Below are 4,930 nucleotides of genomic sequence, written 5' to 3'. Positions count from 1 at the left end.
TGGCGGCCGTCGAGGAGCGTGTCGATGGAGGCCTGCGCGGAGTACCACGGCAGGTCCCAGCCCATGAAGTCGCGGTAGCGGACGCTTTCGTCGTAGGGGCCCTGGCAGAGGACCGCGTAGGTGATGCCGCGCGAGTGGAGGTAGGACAGCTCCGTGACCTGGGTGTTGTTCCAGGTGCAGCCTTCGCACTGCTCGGGCGCGGGCCGGCCGGGGTACCACATGAAGTAGTAGGCGATGAGCTGTTGGCGCCCGCCGAACGCGTCGAGCAGGGTGAGCGGCCCGTCGGGCCCGATCAGCTCGGTGCTGGCGTCCATCTCGACCACGGGCAGGCGCCGGCGGGCGGCGGCGATCGCGTCGGCTTCCCGGGTGTGCGCCTTCTCCCGAACCCGCAGCCTGTCCAGCTCGGCGTGGAAGGTGGCCCGGTCGACGCCCGCGGGCAGGATCGGTGCGTCGGTCGCGCCGGCTGCCGGCCCGCCGGGGTTTGTCGACTCATCCTTCATCAGCGTCTCCTCTTATTGTTCCGGCAAAATGCCCGTCGGCGGCCGCGAGCGACGATGTCCCGAACGTTGCGCACGGTCGGTGACGGTCCGGGTTCATGTTAAGGCGACTCGTGCGGCAGCGCATGCCGGTGTAACAGCGCGGGGACCACACCTCACCTCAACAAGACCGGGATAAGTTGCCCACGTAAGGGCACTCTGCCACGGCCGATGACGGCGATCTTCTTCCAACGTGCTCTCCGTGGAGCGCCGTACCAGTGTGCGCACTGGGAAGTTGGGTGTGCGGCACAGCGATGGCCGCCTTGACGTGACCGGGTGCTTCTATTGGCAGATTGGCTTGGTTGGAAGTTCAATTATCGTGTCGATGTGCCGATTGAGCCGGAATCTGCCGAACGGGTGCACATTGACCAGGCTATATCTGGAGTTCACGAGCCAAGTTGACGCACACGCCAAAGGACAGCGCTATCAGGCCGACGGTGGCGAACTCGGGGCTGCTTTCCTCAACCCTCGGCAAGAATCCGGTCCTGTCGCCGCCCAAGCTGGCCGCCGCGGCCGACGGGTCCTGAGTCGGTGCTCGGTCAGTCCCTCGGTCTAGCGCCGCCAGTGCGCCGACCCCGACGCCACGACCGGCGGATGATGCGGCTGACCGGCCTGCTGCCCGCTGTCCGGTAGCGGCCCATGGGATTCGCTGGCGACGTGCTCGTGGAACCACGGGCGCGGGCGGTCCTCCTCGGTGGTCAGCTCAGTCTGCGTGAGCACCGCCTCGGGGGCGCCCGCGTCGACGTGGCGACCGATCTCCGCCGCGGTTCCCGAGCAGTCCGTCGATGGTGTACGCGACGAGCCGCGCCGCCTGCTCGGCCGACGCGTGCTCCCGCGTCCACGCGCCCGCGTTCATCAACGCGAACACGTCCGCCCCGGTCACCTCCGGCCGCACCACCCCGGCCTCGGCCGCACGCGCTACCAGCCGCTCGCCGATGTCCGCCATCCGCGCACACGACGCGTGCAGCTCCGACGCCTCGTCGTCGACGCCGTCCGCCAGCAGGGCGGCGAGGCCCCGGTAGGTGGCGGCGTGCTCGACCACGAGGTCGACCCATCGGCGCAGCGCCTCCTCCGGCAGTTCCGCGAGCAACGCCTCGCCCGCGTCGAACAGCGCCTCGTTCCGCTCCCGCAGCACCGCGCCGACCAGCGCCCGCCGGTTCGGGAAGTGGCCGTACAGCGTGCCGATCGCCACCCGTGCCCGCCGTGCGATGCCCTCCAGCGACGCGCCGGTGCCCTGCTCGCGGAACACCGCGTCCGCCTCCGCGAGCAGCCGGTCGTAGTTGCGGCGCGCGTCCGCACGCGGCCGCCTCCCGGCAGGGCTCACTCTTGCCTCCGGATTAATTCGAGGTACCCTCAAGTTAATTACTCGAGCCACCCTCAGCTTAATCGGAGATCCTGATGATCCTGGTCACCGGCGCGACCGGCAGCATCGGCCGCCACCTCGTCCACCAGCTGCCCGGCGCGGACGTCACCGCGTTCGTGCGCGACCCGGCCAAGGGCGAGGCGCTCGGCTGCCCTTACGTGGTTGGCGACCTCGACGATCCGGACTCGGTCGCGGCCGCGATGAAAGGCGTCGACCGGGTGTTGCTCAACGCGGGCGGCGCCCAGCCCGCCGAGGGCGAGCAGCCCATGGTCCGCCAGCAGCGCACGGTGATCGACGCCGCGGCCGCCGCCGGGGTGGCGCACGTCGTGAAGGTGTCGGTGTGGCACGCCCGCGAGGGCGGCAGGCTGGCCGAAGGCGCGCACTGGGTGATCGAGGAACACCTGAAGTCCTCCGGTCTCGACTGGAGCATCCTGCAGCCGAGCGGCTTCATGCAGAACTTCCGCACCGGCGCGGCAGTGTTCACCGAGGACGGCCACCTCCTCGGCGCGTACGGCGACAGCCGGGTGTCCTATGTGGATTGTTCGGACATCGCGGCGAGCGCGGCCGCGCTGCTGACCGGCGACCCGCGGCACGGCGAGACGTTCGTCCTCACCGGTCCGGAAGCCCTCACGCACACCGAGATCGCCGCGAAGCTGTCCGCGGTCGCGGGCCGGGAGATCCGGTACGTCGACCTGCCCGCGGCCGCGTTCGCCACCCGGCTCACCGCGCTCGGCCTGCCGGTGGGCTTCGCCGAGGACGTGGCCACGCTGTTCGCGCAGGTCGCGGACGGCAGGCTCGCACCGACCACGTCCGCGGTCGCCGACCTCACCGGCCATCCGCCGCGCGGGTTCGACGACTTCCTGCGCGACAACGCCGAGACGATCCGGCGGTCCTGGTCAGAGTGACGGCACGCCGAGGTGGTCCCGCGGCGGCGTGCCGGTGTACTCGGTGCGGGTCAGCGGGGGCGGGCCTACCGGCTGGTCGCCTCGGATGGTGATCCGGTGCATCACCCGGTGCTGGTCGCCGTAGTCGTCGACCGCGTAGTGCGCGGTGCTGCGGTTGTCCCAGACCACCACATCGCCGACGCTCCACCGATGGCGCACGCTGTGCTCGGGACGGCCGATGGCGGCGAAGAACAGGTCCAGCAGGGCGCGGCTTTCGGCTTCGGGCACATCCAGGAGGTGGGTGGTGAAACCGGGGTTGACGAACAGGCTGCGCCGACCGGTCTCCGGATGCACCCGCACGACCGGGTGCACGACGGGTTCGAGTGACCGAACCCGTTCGCCGTCCCACACGTTCCCTTCGCCGGACAGCCTGACGTGCAGGTACTCCTCGAAGTCCTTGCGTCCGTCGTGGACGGCCTCGAGCTCGTCGGCCAGCCGCCGCAGTTGCGGCGACAGCGTCAGGTAGGCGGCCTCCAGGTCGGTCCAGCAGGTGTCACCGCCAGTCGGCGGCAGGGACACCGCCCGCAGCACCGACCCGAGCGGAGGGCGCCGGGAGAACGTGACATCGGTGTGCCATACGGGCGCTTTGCCACCGTCCCCACTGTCGACGACGTAGATCTCCGGGTGGTCGGCGTCCAAGCCGGGCACGACCGGGTGCGCCGGGGTGAGCTCGCCCAGTACGGCCGCGAAAGCCCGGTGCGACGGCGGTGTCAGTCGCTGTCCGCGGAACACCAGCACCTTGTGGTCCAACAACGCAGAGCGGATTCCGGCCACCACGTCCGGGGCGAGTGTCTCGGCCAGGTCGACACCCGAGACCTGGGCACCGATCGTGACGGTCAGCGGTTCGAACGAGGTTACCGTCGTGGTCACGTCGCACTCCTCAGGAAACGGTGGTTCGGAACTCCTTACGGCGTCCTGCCACAGCACGCTCAGCACCGGCGTCCAGACATAGGCGCCGTCGATGTCACCCCGGTGCCACGCCGCGTGACAGCGGTGTGCTGACCTCGCTACTATGTACTGAAGTACACATCGATGTCCAGGGTCAGTCCGCGATGTGGATCGCGAGCAGAAGCCTCTTGCGCGGAGGCGGATTTTGAGGCAAGGGGTACGCATGCCGCCCACCGGCACCCGCCGGCACGACCCGCACCGCAGGGACCGGATCATCGAGGCCGCCGTGGCGGTGATCTCCGAGGCAGGGCCGGCCGGTCTGACCCACCGGGCCGCGGCGGCCCGCGCCGACGTGCCACTCGGCTCGACCACCTACCACTTCACCGATCTGGACGAGCTGCTCGACGCCGCCGCCCGCACGGTCGCCGAGCGCAACGTCCAACGCCTGCGCGACTGGGCGTCGGCCCTGCCCGACGACGCCGACCTGAGCGAGGAGCTCGCGACGTTCATCGTGGTGCTCGCCACGAAGCACCGGCAGACCAGCGCGCTCGCCTACGAACTCTACGGCGGCGCACTCCGACGTCCCGCCCTACGTGCCGCCAGCACGACCTGGGACGCGATGCTCACCGAGGTGTTCGAGTCCAGAGTGGACACCATCACCGCGAAGGCGCTCACCGCTCTGTTCGACGGTTTGCTGTACCAGGCCTTGGTTTCGCCGAGGAAGCCCCGGCGCGCCGACGTCGAACCGGTCCTGCGTCGCCTACTCGGCTGACTTCTGTCGGTTACGTACGGTCTTGGGCGGGCCGTACAGCGCTGCCCGCAAACGCCCGGCTGGTAAGCCGTGACGAGGACGCGGCCAACGCCCCACCGACCTTCGTCCACACCGCGTCACCGGAGTCCTCGGCTACGGCACGACCGCGATCCGGCCCTGCCGCGGCGGCTGTCGTCAGCCTTCGTGCTGCACAGCCAACTCCCGAGCTTCCGGCTCGGACACCGGCTTGTCCTTGTGCGCGTGGTGGTCGTGGCTCCCGGTGTACTCAGGCAGGCGGAACAGCATGGCCACGACCATGGCCGGCGTCATCAGCACGTGCCCGACGACCATGACCGCGGTGGCCGAGGCCCACCCGGCGAGGTACGGCGGGTACATGATCAGGAACGGCACGTACATCGCCAGGCTCATCTCGGCGATCGCCCGCCAG

The 4,930-nt window shown here is 69.9% G+C and carries 5 protein-coding genes and 1 pseudogene; 2 read left to right on the top strand and 4 right to left on the bottom strand.

Annotated features, from left to right (window positions below):
* Both VGD70_RS14475 and VGD70_RS14470 read right to left on the bottom strand, forming a co-directional pair.
* Window positions 1-500 (bottom strand): DUF899 family protein (locus tag VGD70_RS14475; protein ID WP_331081961.1); only part of this gene is annotated, 500 nt, incomplete at its 3' end.
* A 739-nt stretch (window positions 501-1,239) separates the two neighbouring features.
* On the bottom strand, window positions 1,240-1,860 hold the full coding sequence (locus VGD70_RS14470) for a helix-turn-helix domain-containing protein (protein ID WP_331081960.1): 621 nt from the start codon (window positions 1,858-1,860) through the stop codon (window positions 1,240-1,242).
* A gap of 74 nt (window positions 1,861-1,934) precedes the next feature.
* Between VGD70_RS14470 and VGD70_RS14465 the strand changes: the two genes are divergently transcribed.
* On the top strand, window positions 1,935-2,804 hold the full coding sequence (locus VGD70_RS14465; RefSeq protein WP_331081959.1) for an NAD(P)H-binding protein: 870 nt from the start codon (window positions 1,935-1,937) through the stop codon (window positions 2,802-2,804).
* Here the strand turns inward: VGD70_RS14465 and VGD70_RS14460 are convergent.
* Window positions 2,796-3,713, bottom strand: a complete 918-nt coding sequence (locus tag VGD70_RS14460; RefSeq protein WP_331081958.1) for a TauD/TfdA dioxygenase family protein — start codon at window positions 3,711-3,713, stop codon at window positions 2,796-2,798. The two genes, VGD70_RS14465 and VGD70_RS14460, sit on opposite strands and share 9 nt — an antisense overlap.
* Window positions 3,714-3,954: 241 nt before the next feature.
* Between VGD70_RS14460 and VGD70_RS14455 the strand changes: the two genes are divergently transcribed.
* Complete coding sequence (locus VGD70_RS14455) at window positions 3,955-4,503, top strand: TetR/AcrR family transcriptional regulator (RefSeq protein ID WP_331081957.1); 549 nt, start codon at window positions 3,955-3,957, stop codon at window positions 4,501-4,503.
* Window positions 4,504-4,677: 174 nt separating this feature from the next.
* Here the strand turns inward: VGD70_RS14455 and VGD70_RS14450 are convergent.
* Window positions 4,678-4,930 (bottom strand): annotated as a pseudogene (locus VGD70_RS14450) (hypothetical protein); the annotation flags it as partial.

Source organism: Actinophytocola sp. (genome assembly GCF_036402745.1).
In the GTDB taxonomy this organism is placed as follows: domain Bacteria; phylum Actinomycetota; class Actinomycetes; order Mycobacteriales; family Pseudonocardiaceae; genus Actinophytocola.
Note: the sequence above shows the minus strand (reverse complement) of the source record. Positions and strands in the feature narration are given on the sequence as shown.